The organism is Nitrosopumilaceae archaeon AB1(1), assembly GCA_033471095.1.
Taxonomy (GTDB): Archaea; Thermoproteota; Nitrososphaeria; order Nitrososphaerales; family Nitrosopumilaceae; genus Nitrosoabyssus; species Nitrosoabyssus spongiisocia.
The window spans coordinates 1,178,660-1,197,028 of the sequence record CP136752.1 but is presented as its reverse complement, the minus strand read 5'-3'; the positions used below and the strand labels follow the sequence as shown (position 1 = coordinate 1,197,028).

The window sequence follows — 18,369 nt, the reverse complement described above, 5'->3', positions numbered from 1 at the left end:
ATATCAAATATTTAATTTTTTTCCATCACATCATTGTGGTCAAAATTAGGTTTGAGTGAAATGATTTTATGTAAGGAATTTAAGATACGAGTTTGACAGATTTAATTTTTTTATGTAGATAAACAAATGCCAATGTTGGTAGACCAACATAAATTAGCAAGTTGATAGCAATTACAAGTAATCCCAAAGCCAACACACTATTCTCCGAGTCATCTGCCATCGTCATTATAGAGACACTAGAGAGTAGAGGATATAGAATAGTCTGAATTATTTCACGCAGTAGAGGGTTTTCACGCTCAGCATCTGCAATTACAGGTGAAAAGGTGTAATAGATTTGGTTGAATGATGTTATAAATGATATTCCAGGTAGACTAGTCATTAAAGTTGTATCACGTATCTCTCTGAGCATTTGTACTTGTTGTGAAAGCTCAGTTCCATATACTGCTGTTGCGATTAGACAACCACCTTCAGTAGTGGTAGTAGTAGAGTCATCATCCTTCATGGTTTTATCATCCTTTATGGTTTTATTGTCCATTATGGTTTTATTGTCCATTATGGTTTTATTGTCCATTATGGTTTTATTGTCCATCATAGTATCATCATCCATCATGGTATCATTATCCACTATGGTTTTATCGTCCATTATGGTTTTATCATCCTTCATGGTACCGGTAGATGCAACAGGTAATGTAGAATCAAAAGTGATGGACCCTGTGGGTTGAGAAACATCTACTAATTTTTGTTCACTTGTAAAGAAAGTATCAGAGTATACACTAGCCTTTACAGATACAAAGCGTTCATCAGAAGACACTAGACCCAAATAGACGACTCTATCAGAGTAGGGCTGTGTTAGGGAGAGTTGAGTTGCAATTACCCCTAGTTTGGAACTACTAATAGTAACAAAAGCATCATCAGATGATGGGCTAGCAATAATTTCAACTAGTTTTTTATCATCAGCTACTTCCCAAGATATTTTGTGAATAATAGCCTCTGCAATTATTGGAGCTTGACCACCAGTGAATATACGACCTGCGCCGCCGCCTCCTCCTGAGCTACTGCCACCACCACTACTAGTAAATGGAATAGATGCAGGTACTTGAATACTAGTGGCACCGGTGGAAGATGTTAGAGCAAAGGTGGATAGGTGTGTGGTGTAAATTGCTACATGAGTGTTGTCATCTACAAAACATTCGTTTGTGGAAGTAGTGGTTAAAAGAGTATTAATTTCTGTGATATTACTAGTACCACAGGATAATATCTGGGTTGGTGTAGAGCCAATAGTATTTACATAATATATATTATGATTATTTCCACCTTGATTTTCAAATACAATAGACGCAACTGTATCACCTAGGTTGAGATCAATTGTTACATCTCCCAAAGTTATAGCTGTAATCGTTACATGACTAGTAGTAGTCTGACCTACAGTTGTAGAGGGTATAGTAATAGTAGCAGTACGTGGTGCAAGGAATTGCGAATCCCAAGTACCATCATGAGTAATAATAGTACTAGTAGGTATCATGACTGTAATGACATTAGTAGATACAAGTTTGGCACTTAATCCTGCAGTGATATTAGTAGTATTTAAAGTAGTAGCGGTATAATTGATAATAACATTTTGATGTTCAGGTGTGAGAATTAATGGTGCGTCCACATGAATAGTGGCAGGAGATAATACCTGATCGCCTGATGGAATGTTATTTTGGACGCTGAATGATGGGTTATTAGTAAGTATGCCATTATTTGCGGTATCTACAATTGAATTTGCGTTAATAGTCACCCGAGTACCACCAGCCGACCCGATAAAAACGTTAAATATAGATTCGGTGACTGTGCTGTTAAAAGTTAGAACCAGAGTAGGATTGTTTGTATAATTAATATTAGAAGGGAAAACGAATCCTATAAGCAATTGTGATGGATTAGTTATACTTACATTTTCACTAAATGTAATGGATAGAGTGTGTGTTTGAGCATCATATACTGGAGTACCAACGACTGTTGGGGCAATAGTGTCACGAACAATTACAAGCCTATTCACTTGGGTGGCATTATTTCCTGCTGAATCAGTAGAGTCATAGGTGACGGTATAATTTCCCACGAGAGATGAATTTACAGTGTCACCACCAATTGTTACTGGAGAGCCATCATCAGTAGTGGCGTTTTGCTCAGAGTAGGATGAGTCAAGTTCTACATAAACAGTAGCATTACCAATTAGTGTGATTACTGGGGAAGTATCATCTGGTGCATCAGAAATTATTACAGTTCTAACAACTTGGGTGGCATTATTTCCTGCTGAATCAGTAGAGTGGTATGTGATGGTGTAATTGCCTTCAGTATTTGCATCTACAGTGTCACCACGAATAACGATAGGAGAGCCATCATCAGTAGTGGCGTTTTGCTCATTATATGTAGCGCCAACAAATAGTGTTATGGTACTATTGCCATTCAGTGTGATTACTGGGGGAGTAGTGTCACTAACAATTACAAGCCTATTCACTTGGGTGGCATTATTTCCTGCTGAATCAGTAGAGTCATAGGTGACGGTATAATTTCCCACGAGAGATGAATTTACAGTGTCACCACCAATTGTTACTAGAGAACCATCATCAGTAGTGGCGTTTTGCTCAGAGTAGGATGAGTCAAGTTCTACATAAACAGTAGCATTACCAATTAGTGTGATTACTGGGGGAGTATTATCTGGTGCATCAGAAATTATCACAGTTCTAACAACTTGGGTGGCATTATTTCCTGATGAATCAGTAGAGTGGTATGTGATGGTGTAATTGCCTTCAGTATCTGTATCTACAGTGTCACCACGAATAACGATAGGAGAGCCATCATCAGTAGTGGCGTTTTGCTCATTATATGTAGCGCCAACAAATAGTGTTATGGTACTATTGCCATTCAGTGTGATTACTGGGGGAATAGTGTCACTAACAATTACAAGCCTATTCACTTGGGTGGCATTATTTCCTGCTGAATCAACAGAGTCATAGGTGACGGTATAATTTCCCACGAGAGATGAATTTACAGTGTCACCACCAATTGTTACTAGAGAACCATCATCAGTAGTGGCGTTTTGCTCAGAGTAGGATGAGTCAAGTTCTACATAAACAGTAGCATTACCAATTAGTGTGATTACTGGGGGAGTATTATCTGGTGTATCAGAAATTATCACAGTTCTAACAACTTGGGTGGCATTATTTCCTGCTGAATCAACAGAGTCATAGGTGACGGTATAATTTCCCATGAGAGATGAATTTACAGTGTCACCACCAATTGTTACTGGAGAGTCATCATCAGTAGTGGCGTTTTGCTCATTATATGTAGAGTTTGTGTTTAGTGTTATTATACTAGCACCATTCAGTGTGATTACTGGGGGAATAGTGTCACTAACAATTACAAGCCTATTCACTTGGGTGGCATTATTTCCTGCTGAATCAACAGAGTCATAGGTGACGGTATAATTTCCCACGAGAGATGAATTTACAGTGTCACCACCAATTGTTACTGGAGAGTTATCATCAGTAGTGGCGTTTTGCTCAGAGTAGGATGAGTCAAGTTCTACATAAACAGTAGCATTACCAATTAGTGTGATTACTGGGGGAGTATCATCTGGTGCATCAGAAATTATTACAGTTCTAACAACTTGGGTGGCATTATTTCCTGCTGAATCAGTAGAGTGATATGTGATGGTGTAAGTGCCTTCAGTATCTGTATCTACAGTGTCACCACGAATAACTATAGGAGAGCCATCATCAGTAGTGGCGTTTTGCTCAATATATGTAGAGTTTGTGTTTAGTGTTATTATACTAGCACCATTCAGTGTGATTACTGGGGGAGTAGTGTCACTAACAATTACAAGCCTATTCACTTGGGTGGCATTATTTCCTGCTGAATCAACAGAGTCATAGGTGACGGTATAATTTCCCACGAGAGATGAATTTACAGTGTCACCACCAATTGTTACTGGAGAGTTATCATCAGTAGTGGCGTTTTGCTCAGAGTAGGATGAGTCAAGTTCTACATAAACAGTAGCATTACCAATTAGTGTGATTACTGGTGGAGTATCATCTAGTGCATCAGAAATTATTACAGTTCTAACAACTTGGGTGGCATTATTTCCTGCTGAATCAACAGAGTTGTATGTGACTGTATAATTTCCCTTGAGAGATGAATTTACAGTGTCACCACCAATTGTTACTGGAGAGTTATCATCAGTAGTGGCGTTTTGCTCATTATATGTAGCGCCAACAAATAGTGTTATGGTACTATTGCCATTCAGTGTGATTACTGGGGGAATAGTGTCACTAACAATTACAAGCCTATTCACTTGGGTGGCATTATTTCCTGCTGAATCAACAGAGTCATAGGTGACGGTATAATTTCCCACGAGAGATGAATTTACAGTGTCACCACCAATTGTTACTAGAGAACCATCATCAGTAGTGGCGTTTTGCTCAGAGTAGGATGAGTCAAGTTCTACATAAACAGTAGCATTACCAATTAGTGTGATTACGGGGGGAGTATCATCTGGTGCATCAGAAATTATTACAGTTCTAACAACTTGGGTGGCATTATTTCCTGCTGAATCAGTAGAGTGGTATGTGATGGTGTAAGTGTCTTCAGTATCTGTATCTACAGTGTCACCACGAATAACTATAGGAGAGCCATCATCAGTAGTGGCGTTTTGCTCAATATATGTAGAGTTTGTGTTTAGTGTTATTATACTAGCACCATTCAGTGTGATTACTGGTGGAGTAGTGTCACTAACAATTACAAGCCTATTCACTTGGGTGGCACTATTTCCTGCTGAATCAACAGAGTCATAGGTGACGGTATAATTTCCCACGAGAGATGAATTTACAGTGTCACCACCAATTGTTACTGGAGAGTTATCATCAGTAGTGGCGTTTTGCTCAGAGTAGGATGAGTCAAGTTCTACATAAACAGTAGCATTACCAATTAGTGTGATTACTGGTGGAGTATCATCTAGTGCATCAGAAATTATTACAGTTCTAACAACTTGGGTGGCATTATTTCCTGCTGAATCAACAGAGTTGTATGTGACTGTATAATTTCCCTTGAGAGATGAATTTACAGTGTCACCACCAATTGTTACTGGAGAGTTATCATCAGTAGTGGCGTTTTGCTCATTATATGTAGCGCCAACAAATAGTGTTATGGTACTATTGCCATTCAGTGTGATTACTGGGGGAATAGTGTCACTAACAATTACAAGCCTATTCACTTGGGTGGCATTATTTCCTGCTGAATCAACAGAGTCATAGGTGACGGTATAATTTCCCACGAGAGATGAATTTACAGTGTCACCACCAATTGTTACTAGAGAACCATCATCAGTAGTGGCGTTTTGCTCAGAGTAGGATGAGTCAAGTTCTACATAAACAGTAGCATTACCAATTAGTGTGATTACGGGGGGAGTATCATCTGGTGCATCAGAAATTATTACAGTTCTAACAACTTGGGTGGCATTATTTCCTGCTGAATCAGTAGAGTGGTATGTGATGGTGTAAGTGTCTTCAGTATCTGTATCTACAGTGTCACCACGAATAACTATAGGAGAGCCATCATCAGTAGTGGCGTTTTGCTCAATATATGTAGAGTTTGTGTTTAGTGTTATTATACTAGCACCATTCAGTGTGATTACTGGTGGAGTAGTGTCACTAACAATTACAAGCCTATTCACTTGGGTGGCATTATTTCCTGCTGAATCAACAGAGTCATAGGTGACGGTATAATTTCCCACGAGAGATGAATTTACAGTGTCACCACCAATTGTTACTGGAGAGTCATCATCAGTAGTGGCGTTTTGCTCAGAGTAGGATGAGTCAAGTTCTACATAAACAGTAGCATTACCAATTAGTGTGATTACTGGTGGAGTATCATCTAGTGCATCAGAAATTATTACAGTTCTAACAACTTGGGTGGCATTATTTCCTGCTGAATCAACAGAGTTGTATGTGACTGTATAATTTCCCTTGAGAGATGAATTTACAGTGTCACCACCAATTGTTACTGGAGAGTTATCATCAGTAGTGGCGTTTTGCTCATTATATGTAGCGCCAACAAATAGTGTTATGGTACTATTGCCATTCAGTGTGATTACTGGGGGAATAGTGTCACTAACAATTACAAGCCTATTCACTTGGGTGGCATTATTTCCTGCTGAATCAACAGAGTCATAGGTGACGGTATAATTTCCCACGAGAGATGAATTTACAGTGTCACCACCAATTGTTACTGGAGAGTTATCATCAGTAGTGGCGTTTTGCTCAGAGTAGGAATGAGTCAAGTTCTACATAAACAGTAGCATTACCAATTAGTGTGATTACTGGGGGAGTATCATCTGGTGCATCAGAAATTATTACAGTTCTAACAACTTGGGTGGCATTATTTCCTGCTGAATCAGTAGAGTGATATGTGATGGTGTAAGTGCCTTCAGTATCTGTATCTACAGTGTCACCACGAATAACTATAGGAGAGCCATCATCAGTAGTGGCGTTTTGCTCAATATATGTAGAGTTTGTGTTTAGTGTTATTATACTAGCACCATTCAGTGTGATTACTGGGGGAGTAGTGTCACTAACAATTACAAGCCTATTCACTTGGGTGGCATTATTTCCTGCTGAATCAACAGAGTCATAGGTGACGGTATAATTTCCCACGAGAGATGAATTTACAGTGTCACCACCAATTGTTACTAGAGAACCATCATCAGTAGTGGCGTTTTGCTCAGAGTAGGAATGAGTCAAGTTCTACATAAACAGTAGCATTACCATTCAGTGTGATTACTGGGGCAGTAGTGTCACGAACAATTACAGTTCTATTAACTTGGGTGGCATTATTGCCTGATGAATCAGTAGAGTTGTATGTGATGGTGTAATTGCCTACAGTATTTGTATCTACAGTGTCACCACCAATTGTTACTGGAGAGTTGTCATCAGTGGTAGCGTTTTGCTCAGAGTAGGATGAGCCAAGTTCTACATAAACGACATTATTACCATTCAGTGTGATTACTGGGGGAATAGTATCTAAAATGTTGTTAATTACAGGTTGATTCACAAAGTTTTCTAGTGTTATGTCAGTATTTTGAGTAGAGTTTATTCCACCACTAGTTTTAGTATATGAAATAGTTATGGTTACATTTGCCAAGAGATTTCCGCTTAAATTCAGAGTAATTGAAGAGGAGTTTGATGTTATGCTATCTATTGTAGCAGATGTACCAGTAAGAGTAAAGTCAGTAGTAGGAATGACCGAATAGGTAATGTTTTTATTAAAAGTAATTATAATGTTATCACCTTGTGTGTTGGTAATAGCAGAAGTTATCACCACACGTCTATCTTCAGGTGCAGATATAGTAAAGAAAGTAGAGGGAGAGTTTTGATTTGCATACTCTGTTGCAATCCAGTCTGCAGAGCGAGCAGTAGAGGATAGTCGGAATTCATCTAATTTGCCATCAAAGTAGGAATGAGCTGGATTATCGGTTCTTCCAATATAGTTTGATGTTCTATTCACATCATCAGATGTAGGCAGAGAACGACTAGTACGTGAGGCGCCATTGTTATAGATAGTTGCTGTACCTGATGATTCATGTACAACTGTAAAGTATACCCATTGAGATAAACTCAAAACACCGCGATCTGATAAACTCTGGGAGTTACCAGCATTGTATATTTCATATATCATAATACTGAAAACGCTAGAGATACCAAATTTAATATTGGCCTGTTCATGACCATTGCCAAAATCAACGATTCTAGAAAAATAATTAAGGGCATCATCATTTGCCCAGACCGAGATGGTAAAGTCTGTATTGTTGAATAGACTACCTTCCAAGTCTGGAAGATCAAGATAATCTCCGTTGGAGTCGTCTACTCCATCAAAGTTTAGTCCATTACCAATTTGTGCAGATACTAAATCATTAGAATTAAAGTCAGTAGAGCCTTTAGATAGTGGTGTTGCGTGACAATCATTCCCTGATGAGTCTAGTGTAGAGTTTGCAGTAAAAGTGGATTAATCCATGTGATAAATTATTTCATAGTCTGAATCCCAAACATTATCATGTATAATAGTTGCCGCTGATGAGACATTATAATACATGTAGAGTATGGTATCATTGGTATTGCTCAAAGTAGGTAGACGAACCCAAGCTACTAGAGTACCGGTAGTAGCATTATTAGTAAATGACTCAATTTCATGCTGTAATATAGTAAATCCATCACTGCTAGTGAAAATAATATCAGCACCGTTAGGTAGAACAGATGAATTGCTCAAAGCAGAATCAGAGATACTTACTAGAAGGGTAAAGTTTTGAAGAGTTGTAACTATTTGGTTACTGTTAATAGTAATTTTCTGTCTAGTATTCCACAAGGAAGGTAAATCAAAAAATGGAACATTAATAGTGATTGGTTGATTTGTAAAGTTTGCAAGTGATAATTTATTTACGTTTGTGATATTACTAGTTGTTTGATTATATGATAATGTTAATGATGATGTGAGTGATGTGAATGAAATGCTAGAGTCTAGTGTTAGATTGATTGCAGTGTCATTATGTCTAGTTATACTAGTTGTAGCAATACCTAAAATATTTACTGCAAAGTCAGTTGGAGAAGTGGTATTGGTAAGAGTGACTACTTTATCAAAGTTGACAGTAATGATGTCACCTTGCTGGTTTGTATAAGCACTAACAAAAATTGGAGGTGGTAGAACATTATTAGTGATTGGTTGATTCACAAAGTTTTCTAGTGTTATGTCTGTACTTTGAGTAGAGTTTATTCCACCACTAGTTTTAGTATATGAGATAGTGATGATTTCATTTGACAAGAGATTTCCGCTTAAATTCAGAGTAATTGAAGAGGAGTTTGATGTTATACTATCTATTGTAGCAGATGTACCAGTAAGAGTAAAGTCAGTGGTAGGAATAACCGAATAGATAATGTTTTCATTAAAAGTAATTATAATGTTATCACCTTGTGTGTTGGTAATAGCAGAAGTTATCACCACACGTCTATCTTCAGGTGCAGATATAGTAAAGAAAGTAGAAGGTGAGTTTTGATTTGCATACTCTGTTGCAATCCAGTCTGCAGAGCGAGCAGTAGATGATAGTCGGAATTCATCGAATTTGCCATCAAAGTAGTGATGAGCTGAATTATTGGCTCTTCCGATATAGTTTGATGTTCTATTCACATCATTAAGTGTAAGCAGAGCACTAACAACTGAGGTGCCATTGTGATAAATAGTTGCTGTACCTGATGATTCATGTACAACTGTAAGGTATGCCCATTGACCTAGACTCAAAATACGTGGAGTTGTTAAACTCTGGACGTTATCAGCATTGTGTATTTGATATGTCAAACGCTCGATTTGCCTAATGTTAGTAAATATAATATTGTCTTGTTCATGACCATTGCCAAAATCAACGAATCTAGAATTACTATTAAGGGCATCAATATTTACCCATACCGAGAGGGTAAAGTCTGTATTGTGAAATAGACTACCTTCCAAGTCTGGAAGATCAAGATAATCTCCGTTGGAGTTGTCTACTCCATCAAAGTTTAGTCCATTACCAATTTGTGCAGATACTAAATCATTAGAATTAAAGGCAGTAGAACCTGCAGATAGTGGTGTTGCATGACAATCATTCCCTGATGAGTCTAGTGTAGAGTTTGCAGTAAAAGTGGATTGATCCATGTGATAAATTATTTCATAGTCTGAATCCCAAACATCAGGATATGCAATAGATGACGCTGATGAGACATTATAATACATGTAGAGTATGGTATCACTGGTACTGCTCAAAGTAGGTAGACGAACCCAAGCTACTAGAGTACCGGTAGTATCATCATTAGTAAATGATTCAATTTCATGCTCTAATATAGTAAATCCATCACTGCTAGTGAAAATAATATCGACTCCGTCATATAGAACAGCTGAATTGTTCAAAGCAGAATCAGAGATACTTACTAGAAGGGTAAAGTTTTGAAGAGTTGTAGTTATTTGGTTACTGTTAATAGTAATTTTCTGTCTAGTATTCCACAAGGAAGGTAAATCAAAAAATGGAACATTAATAGTGATTGGTTGATTTGTAAAGTTTGCAAGTGATAAATTATTTGCATCTGTAATATTACTAGTTGTTTGATTATATGATAGTGTTAATGATGATGTGAGTGATGTGAATGAAATGCTAGAGTCTAGTGTTAGATTGATTGCAGTGTCATTATGTCTAGTTATACTAGTTGTAGCAATACCTAAAATATTTACTGCAAAGTCAGTTGGAGAAGTGGTATTGGTAAGAGTGACTACTTTATCAAAGTTAACAGTAATGATGTCACCTTGCTGGTTTGTATAGGCGTTAACAAAGATTGGAGGTAATGGAACATTATTAGTGATTGGTTGATTCACAAAGTTTTCTAGTGTTATGTCTGTACTTTGAGTAGAGTTTATTCCACCACTAGTTTTAGTATATGAGATAGTGATGATTTCATTTGCCAAGAGATTTCCTCTCATATTCAGAGTAATTGAAGAGGAGTTTGATGTTATACTATCTATTGTAGCAGATGTACCAGTAAGAGTAAAGTCAGTAGTAGGAATAACCGAATAGATAATGTTTTCATTAAAAGTAATTATAATGTTATCACCTTGTATGTTGGTAATAGCAGAAGTTATCGCTACACTTCTATCTTCAGGTGCAGATATAGTAAAGAAAGTAGAAGGTGAGTTTTGATTTGCATACTCTGTTGCAATCCAGTCTGCAGAGCGAGCAGTAGATGATAGTCGGAATTCATCGAATTTGCCATCAAAGTAATAATCATTTGCCCAATTGGATCTTCCGATATAGTTTGATGCTCTACTCTCATTAAGAGATGTATGTACAGCACCACTAGTAATTGAGGCGCCATTGTTGTAGATAGTTGCTGTACCTGATGATTCATGTACAACTGTAAAGTATGCCCATTGGCCTGTCTGCAAAACATTACTCAGCTGTGATACCCAGCAGAGCTGTCATTCTGTCGCATATCATATCTCAAATGCGGGTTAGTGACATGGGCAGCAATTAGAATATTGTTATCTGCCTGACCCTTGCCAAAATCAACGATTCTAGCCCAACTTTTAAAGACATCAATATTTGCCCATATCGAGATGGTAAAGTCTGTATTGAAAAATAGACTACCTGCCAAGTCTGGAAGATCAAGATAATCTCCGTCGGAGTTGTTTACTCCATCAAAGTTTAGTCCATTACCAATTTGTGCAGATACTAAATCATTAGATTCAAAGGCAATAGAGCCTGCAGATAGTGGTGTTGCATGACAATCATTCCCTGATGAGTCTAGAGTAGAGTTTGCACCAAAAGTGGATTGATCCATGTGATAAATTATTTCATAGTCTGAATCCCAAACATTATCATGTATAATAGTTGCCGCTATTGAGACATTATAATACATATAGAGTATGGTATCACTGGTACTGCTCAAAGTAGGGAGACGAACCCAAGCTACTAGGGTACCGGTAGTAGCATTATTAGTGAATGACTCAATTTCATGCTGTAATATAGTAAATCCATCACTGCTAGTGAAAATAATATCAGCTCCGTTAGATAGAACAGACTGAATTGTTCAAAGTAGAATCAGAGATACTTACTAGAAGGGTAAAGTTTTGAAGAGTTGTAACTATTTGGTTACTGTTAATAGTAATTTTCTGTCTAGTATCCCACAAGGAATGTAAATCAATAATTTGAGCATTATTAGTGATTGGTTGATTTGTAAAGTTTGCAAGTGATAAATCATTTACGTTTGTAATACTACTAGTTGTTTGATTATATGATAGTGTTAATGGTAATGCAGGTAGAATGTTAGAGTCTAATGTTAGATTGATGGCAGTGTCATTATGTCTAGTTATACTAGTTGTAGTAATACCTGAAATATTTACTGCAAAGTCAGTTGGAGAAGTGGTATTGGTAAGAGTGACTACTTTATCAAAGTTGACAGTAATGATGTCACCTTGCTGGTTTGTATAGGCGTTAACAAAGATTGGAGGTGGTAGAATATTATTAGTGATTGGTTGATTCACAAAGTTTTCTAGTGTTATGTCTGTACTTTGAGTAGAGTTTATTCCACCACTAGTTTTAGTATATGAGATAGTGATGATTTCATTTGACAAGAGATTTCCGCTTAAATTCAGAGTAATTGAAGAGGAGTTTGATGTTATGCTATCTATTGTAGCAGATGTACCAGTAAGAGTAAAGTCAGTGGTAGGAATAACCGAATAGATAATGTTTTTATTAAAAGTAATTATAATGTTATCACCTTGTGTGTTGGTAATAGCAAAAGATATCGCTACACTTCTATCTTCAGGTGCAGATATAGTAAAGAAAGTAGAAGGTGAGTTTTGATTTGCATACTCTGTTGCAATCCAGTCTGCAGAGCGAGCAGTAGATGATAGTCGGAATTCATCGAATTTGCCATCAAAGTAATAATCATTTGCCCAATTGGATCTTCCGATATAGTTTGATGCTCTACTCTCATTAAGAGATGTATGCACAGAACCACTAGTAATTGAGGTGCCATTTTTGTAGATAGTTGCTGTACCTGATGATTCATGTACAACTGTAAAGTATGCCCATTGACCTGTCTGCAAAATATCACTAGCTGTGACACCATCAGAGCTGGTACCCTGTCGCATATCATATCTCAAATGCGGGTTAGTGCGATGGGCAGCAATTAGAATATTGTTATCATCCTGACCATTGCCAAAATCAACGATTCTAGCCCAATTTTTAAGGACATCAATATTTGCCCATGCCGAGATGGTAAAGTCTGTATTGTTGAATAGACTACCTTCCAAGTCTGGAAGATCAAGATAATCTCCGGTGTTGTTGTCTACTCCATCAAAGTTTAGTCCATTACCAATTTGTGCAGATACTAAATCATTAGAATTAAAGTCAGTAGAGCCTGTAGATAGTGGTGTTGCATGACAATCATTCCCTGATGAGTCTAGGGTAGAGTTTGCAGTAAAAGTGGATTGATCCATGTGATAAATTATCTCATAGTCTGAATCCCAAACATTAGGATATGGAATAGATGACGCTGTTGAGACATTATAATACATGTAGAGTATGGTATCACTGGTATTGCTCAAAGTAGGTAGACGAACCCAAGCTACTAGAGTACCGGTAGTAGCATCATTAGTAAATGATTCAATTTCATGCTCTAAGAGGGTATTGCCATCAGTAGTAGTGAATCTTATATCTTGTCCAGCAGATTGAACAGTTGTAGAATTGAGATTTATATCATTTATTGATATTAAAACTGTGAAATTTTCATGATTTCCAATTACTTGAGATGAATTTATAGTGATCTGTAGTCTTGTGTCCCAAGAGGCACCTAGTATTTGTTGAACAACTACAGTTCTATTCACTTGGATGGCATCATTACCTGATGAATCAGCAGAGTTGTATGTGATGGTGTAATTGGCCGCAGTATTTGTATCTACAGTGTCACCACCAATGACGATAGGAGAGTCATCATCAGTAGTGGCGTTTTGCTCAGAGTAGGATGAGCCAAGTTTTACATAAACGACATTATTACCATTCAGTGTGATTACTGGGGGAGTAGTATCACGAACAATTACAGTTCTATTAACTTGGGTGGCATTATTACCTGATGAATCAGTAGAGTGGTATGTGATGGTGTAATTGCCTAAAGTATTTGTATCTACAGTGTCACCACGAATAACGATAGGAGAGTCATCATCAGTAGTGGCGTTTTGCTCAGAGTAGGATTAGCCAAGTTCTACATAAACGATATTATTACCATTCAGTGTGATTACTGGGGGAGTAGTATCACGAACAATTACAGTTCTATTAACTTGGGTGGCATCATTACCTGATGAATCAGTAGAGTGGTATGTGATGGTGTAATTGCCTAAAGTATTTGTATCTACAGTGTCACCACGAATAACGATAGGAGAGCTATCATCAGTAATGGCGTTTTGCTCAGAGTAGGATGAGCCAAGTTCTACATAAACGACATCATTACCATTCAGTGTGATTACTGGGGGAGTAGTATCCGGAATGTTGTTAATTACAGGTTGATTCACAAAGTTTTCTAGTGTTGTTTTGATATTTTGAATAGAGTTTATTCCACCACTAGTTTTAGTATATGAAATAGTAATGGTTTCATTTGCCAAGAGATTTCTGCTTAAATTCAGAGTAATTGAAGAGGAATCAGATATAATTCCAGATATTGTAGCAGATGTACCAGTAAGAGTAAAGTCTGTAGTAGGAATAACCGAATAGATAATGTTTTCATTAAAAGTAATTATAATGTTATCACCTTGTGTGTTGGTAATAGCAGAAGTTATCACCACACGTCTATCTTCAGGTGCAGATATAGTAAAGAAAGTAGAAGGTGAGTTTTGATTTGCATACTCTGTTGCAATCCAGTCTGCAGAGCGAGCAGTAGATGATAGTCGGAATTCATCGAATTTGCCATCAAAGTAGGAATCATTTGCCCAATTGGATCTTCCGATATAGTTTGATGTTCTATTCTCATCATTAGATGTATGCACAGAACCACTAGTAATTGAGGTGCCATTTTTGTAGATAGTTGCTGTACCTGATGATTCATGTACAACTGTAAAGTATGCCCATTGACCTGTCTGCAAAATATCACTAGCTGTGACACCATCAGAGCTGGTACCCTGTCGCATATCATATCTCAAATGCGGGTTAGTGCCAGGGGCAACAATTAGAATATTGTTATCATCCTGACCATTGCCAAAATCAACGATTCTAGCCCAATTTTTAAGGACATCAATATTTGCCCATGCCGAGATGGTAAAGTCTGTATTGTTGAATAGACTACCTTCCAAGTCTGGAAGATCAAGATAATCTCCGGTGTTGTTGTCTACTCCATCAAAGTTTAGTCCATTACCAATTTGTGCAGATACTAAATCATTAGATTCAAAGGCAGCAGAGCCTGTATATAGTGGTGTTGCATGACAATCATTCCCTGATGAGTCTAGTGTAGATTGTGCACCAAAAGTGGATTGATCCATGTGATAAATTATTTCATAGTCTGAATCCCAAACATCAGGATATGGAATAGGTGACGCTGTTGAGACATTATAATACATGTAGAGTATGGTATCACTGGTACTGCTCAAAGTAGGTAGACGAACCCAAGCTACTAGAGTACCGATAGTAGCATTATTAGTAAATGACTCAATTTCATGCGGTAATATAGTAAATCCATCACTGCTAGTGAAAATAATATCAGCTCCGTTAGGTAGAACAGATGAATTGCTCAAAGCAGAATCAGAGATACTTACTAGAAGGGTAAAGTTTTGAAGAATTGTAGTTATTTGGTTACTGTTAATAGTAATTTTCTGTCTAGTATCCCACAAGGAAGGTAAATCAAAAAATGGAACATTATTAGTGATTGGTTGATTTATAAAGTTTGCAAGTGATAAATTATTTACGTTTGTAATATTACTAGTTGTTTGACTATATGATAGTGTTAATGATAATGCAGGTGGAATGTTAGAGTCTAGTGTTAGATTGATGGCAGTGTCATTATGTCTAGTTATACTAGTTGTGGCAATACCTGAAATACTCACTGCAAAGTCAGTTGGAGAAGTGGTATTGGTAAGAGTGATTTCTCTATCAAAGTTGACAGTAATGTTGTCACCTCGCTGGTTTGTATAGGCGTTAACAAAGATTGGGGGTGGCAGAACATTATTAGTGATTGGTTGATTTATAAAGTTTGCAAGTGATAAATCATTTACGTTTGTAATATCACTAGTTGTTTGATTATATGATAGTGTTAATGATGATGTGGATGAAATACTAGAGTCTAGTGTTAGATTGATGGCAGTGTCATTATGTCTAGTTATACTAGTTGTAGTAATACCTGAAATATTTACTGCAAAGTCAGTTGGAGAAGTGGTATTGGTAAGAGTGATTTCTCTATCAAAGTTGACAGTAATGTTGTCACCTCGCTGGTTTGTATAGGCGTTAACAAAGATTGGGGGTGGCAGAACATTATTAGTGATTGGTTGATTTATAAAGTTTGCAAGTGATAAATCATTTACGTTTGTAATATCACTAGTTGTTTGATTATATGATAGTGTTAATGATGATGTGGATGAAATACTAGAGTCTAGTGTTAGATTGATGGCAGTGTCATTATGTTTAGTTATACTAGTTGTAGTAATACCTGAAATATTTACTGCAAAGTCAGTTGGAGAAGTGGTATTGGTAAGAGTGATTTCTCTATCAAAGTTGACAGTAATGTTGTCACCTCGCTGGTTTGTATAGGCGTTAACAAAGATTGGGGGTGGCAGAACATTATTAGTGATTGGTTGATTTATAAAGTTTGCAAGTGATAAATTATTTACGTTTGTAATATTACTAGTTGTTTGACTATATGATAGTGTTAATGATAATGCAGGTGGAATGTTAGAGTCTAGTGTTAGATTGATGGCAGTGTCATTATGTTTAGTTATACTAGTTGTGGCAATACCTGAAATACTCACTGCAAAGTCAGTTGGAGAAGTGGTATTGGTAAGAGTGATTTCTCTATCAAAGTTGACAGTAATGTTGTCACCTCGCTGGTTTGTATAGGCGTTAACAAAGATTGGGGGTGGCAGAACATTATTAGTGATTGGTTGATTTATAAAGTTTGCAAGTGATAAATCATTTACGTTTGTAATATCACTAGTTGTTTGATTATATGATAGTGTTAATGATGATGTGGATGAAATACTAGAGTCTAGTGTTAGATTGATGGCAGTGTCATTATGTCTAGTTATACTAGTTGTAGTAATACCTGAAATACTCACTGCAAAGTCAGTTGGAGAAGTGGTATTGGTAAGAGTGATTTCTCTATCAAAGTTGACAGTAATGTTGTCACCTCGCTGGTTTGTATAGGCGTTAACAAAGATTGGGGGTGGCAGAACATTATTAGTGATTGGTTGATTTATAAAGTTTGCAAGTGATAAATCATTTACGTTTGTAATATTACTGGTTGTTTGATTATATGATAGTGTTAATGATGATGTGGATGAAATACTAGAGTCTAGTGTTAGATTGATTGCAGTGTCATTATGTTTAGTTATACTAGTTGTAGTAATACCTGAAATATTTACTGCAAAGTCAGTTGGAGAAGCGGTACTGATAAGAGTGACTACTTTATCAAAGTTGACAATTATGCTGTCACCTCGCTGGTTTGTATAGGCGTTAACAAAGATTGGAGGCGGTAGAACATTATTAGTGATTGGTTGATTTGTAAAGTTTGCAAGTGATAAAGTAGGGTGTAGACTAGTAGTGATATTTGTGCCTGTATCGTTGTATGATAAAAGTGGAGAGTCGTCAAGGGATAGGGTAGAGTTTAGTGAAAGAATTATAGAAGTTGCATTATTACTAGTTATACTAACTATAGAAGTGGATGAATTAATTATAGCAAAGTCGCTAAGGAATGTAGTACTACCTACTGCAATATTTTCAGAAAATACAACAGTGATATTGCTACCAGTTGTATCAGTATATGCGCTACTAAAACTAGGTGGACCTATGACATTGTTTTGTACAGGAGTAGGACCACTACGTTGAAAATTAACACTACCAAATTCAAATATACTTAGACTGCCAGGACGATTATAAGTTACTGAAAAATTAGCGGTGCTGTAAGATATGGGCGGAGATACATCTAGGTATGCAGTGGTGGATCCATCATTACCGAAAGCAGTTATGTTTAGAGAAATATTAGTAAAACTAAAAGATGACATCACATTAGACAAAGTAGCTGAAGAGGTAAATTGAGGATCAAGACCAATACTACCTGAAGTATAAATTAACCTAGTACCATCATTGTTAGTAGATATCGCTTGTCCAAAAGCAGAATCTAGTGGAAAGAGCAAAGTGGCAGAGAGAACCATAATAGCAGTTAAAGAGAGAATCATCACAGATGAATGATAGGAATTATGCAATATTTATTAAAAAATAAATAATAACTTATAATTGTTTGTCTAGTGGTCAACAGACAGGGCTCTGTTGCAACTTTGGGTGTTATACACATAACTTCTTTTTTGAACTTTAATAAAATATTTATAATTTTTAAAAATTAACTGCACTTTTACCAAGTGCTGGTTTACGCAATTCATCTCGTTTACGCATCTTCTCTATTTTCTCAGATTTACGTATTCGTTTTATTTCTCCTTGTTTAGAATCATCCACATATAGACTATTCATCAGTTTTTTAAAATTTTTTCTACTTTGGCTTTAGTAGGAAATTCAGCCTCCATTTGACATTATATACTCTGACTAGGCAAACATCCAAAATTATTCTC

7 protein-coding genes are annotated in these 18,369 nt (G+C 36.7%); all 7 read right to left on the bottom strand.

What is annotated here, in order from left to right; genetic code table 11:
• Window positions 1-79: 79 nt before the first annotated feature.
• A complete protein-coding gene (locus tag R1F52_06880) occupies window positions 80-6,316 on the bottom strand; it encodes a DUF5011 domain-containing protein (GenBank protein ID WOV92820.1) in 6,237 nt (2,078 codons plus the stop codon).
• Window positions 6,297-6,776, bottom strand: coding sequence for a DUF5011 domain-containing protein (locus tag R1F52_06875; protein WOV92819.1), 480 nt, complete (start codon window positions 6,774-6,776; stop codon window positions 6,297-6,299). The genes R1F52_06880 and R1F52_06875 overlap by 20 nt, the downstream gene beginning before the upstream one ends.
• The gene (locus tag R1F52_06870; GenBank protein WOV92818.1) at window positions 6,757-7,860 is read right to left on the bottom strand and encodes a LamG-like jellyroll fold domain-containing protein; all 1,104 of its coding nucleotides are present in this window, start codon (window positions 7,858-7,860) and stop codon (window positions 6,757-6,759) included. Before R1F52_06870 ends, R1F52_06875 begins: the two co-directional genes overlap by 20 nt.
• A gap of 177 nt (window positions 7,861-8,037) precedes the next feature.
• Complete coding sequence (locus R1F52_06865) at window positions 8,038-10,992, bottom strand: DUF2341 domain-containing protein (protein WOV92817.1); 2,955 nt, start codon at window positions 10,990-10,992, stop codon at window positions 8,038-8,040.
• Window positions 10,993-11,000: 8 nt separating this feature from the next.
• Entirely contained in the window at window positions 11,001-11,603 is a 603-nt protein-coding gene (locus R1F52_06860; protein ID WOV93884.1) for a hypothetical protein, read from the bottom strand.
• Window positions 11,604-11,613: 10 nt separating this feature from the next.
• Entirely contained in the window at window positions 11,614-13,614 is a 2,001-nt protein-coding gene (locus R1F52_06855) for a DUF2341 domain-containing protein (GenBank protein WOV93883.1), read from the bottom strand.
• Window positions 13,615-13,800: 186 nt separating this feature from the next.
• A complete protein-coding gene (locus tag R1F52_06850; protein ID WOV92816.1) occupies window positions 13,801-18,009 on the bottom strand; it encodes a DUF2341 domain-containing protein in 4,209 nt (1,402 codons plus the stop codon).
• Window positions 18,010-18,369 lie beyond the last annotated feature (360 nt).